The 1389-nt window shown below is 29.2% G+C and carries 2 protein-coding genes; both read left to right on the forward strand.

Going from position 1 to position 1389, the window contains the following annotated elements:
* The first annotated feature begins 131 nt into the window (after positions 1-131).
* On the forward strand, positions 132-521 hold the full coding sequence (locus tag ACFQ0I_RS17410; RefSeq protein WP_379944267.1) for a hypothetical protein: 390 nt from the start codon (positions 132-134) through the stop codon (positions 519-521).
* A gap of 148 nt (positions 522-669) precedes the next feature.
* On the forward strand, positions 670-1251 hold the full coding sequence (locus tag ACFQ0I_RS17415) for a hypothetical protein (protein ID WP_379944268.1): 582 nt from the start codon (positions 670-672) through the stop codon (positions 1249-1251).
* Positions 1252-1389 lie beyond the last annotated feature (138 nt).

Consider the following 1389-nt stretch of genomic DNA (forward strand, 5'->3'; position numbering starts at 1 on the left):
ATTTTCCTTCGGAAAATCCTCGCACACAAGCACGCAACTTTCCATACACATAAACGTTGGGTGTAATGTGCTAACTCGATGGACAAAACTGAATGATTTGAATTAATGAATTTAAAATAAAAATCAAGATTATGAAATATGGACTAACATTAATATTTATGCTGACTTTATTAAGTTGCTCCAAAGATGATACAAATATTGCTAATCAATCTGACTTAAAAGGAAAATGGGTGGACGTGGAAACTCGCTTGGACACATTGTCTTTTGAATCCTTGAATAATTTAGAAATAATGAATCTAAACAGAGGAAAAGAAATTAGAGAAGGATATTTATTGCCTAAATATGGTTCAGGCTCATATGCTTATAAGCTTTCAGAACTAAAAATATCTCTGAATTGGATGTTATCTAGCAATTCTAACTTTAAAGACTATTACTTTAAAATAATAGAAAACAGACTGAATATCGGAAATTTTTATGATTCTGAATATGGAGAAACTCTGAATTTTGAAAAATTAAAATAAAAAACACTACACCCAACACCGTATAAAAAAAATTGCTAGTTTTAGCTAAACCAATGTTAGTTGCTTGTTTGCTTGCTTCTGATTTTCCTTCGGAAAATCCTCGCTCACAAACACGCAACTTTCCTTATACATAAACGTTGGCAACAATATGAAGAAACTTTTGCTCATATCATTAATTTGTTTTTATTCCTGCAAAACTCAAGTTTATTTGCCAGTAAAAAAGTGTATAGAAAAAGATAATCTTTCAACAATACATAAAGGTGTATTACTATTTGAATCTAAACTTAAATACAAATATCCAAATTCAACAATTGAATGGGCTTATTTTGAGTTTTTGCAAGATTTAAGCACCAAAAAATTAAGCAATCAATTCTTTGATGACAGTATTTCTGACTCTATTAGTAAACAAATTAGAAATTTAAAAATATGGGATATAAGTGAACGAACCGACGAAAATATGAAGAGAGAAGCTAAACTTTTCAATGTGGAAAAAATGAATCCAAATAATATTAAATTAGAAAAAAACATTTCTTATTGTTTGTTTGACCAAACCGATAGTGACGGAATAAAGAATTTCCTTCTTATGAATTCAAAATATAGACTAAGTCCAAAAAGAATTAGAAATATATTCTATTCTGGAACAAGTGAATCGGATTTAAAAAAAGACACTAATAGGATGATAATTGCTCTTGGTGTTTATTATCAAACTAAATTTAATATTAATAAATAAATACTGTTGCCAACACCGTATAAAAAAAATTGCTAGTTTTAGCTAAACCAAAGTTAGTTGCTCGTTTGCTTGCTTCCGATTTTCCTTCGGAAAATCCTCGCACACAAACACGCAACTTTCCTTATACATAAACGTTGT

The sequence above is a fragment of the Mariniflexile aquimaris genome (assembly GCF_042676825.1).
GTDB lineage: Bacteria > Bacteroidota > Bacteroidia > Flavobacteriales > Flavobacteriaceae > Mariniflexile > Mariniflexile aquimaris.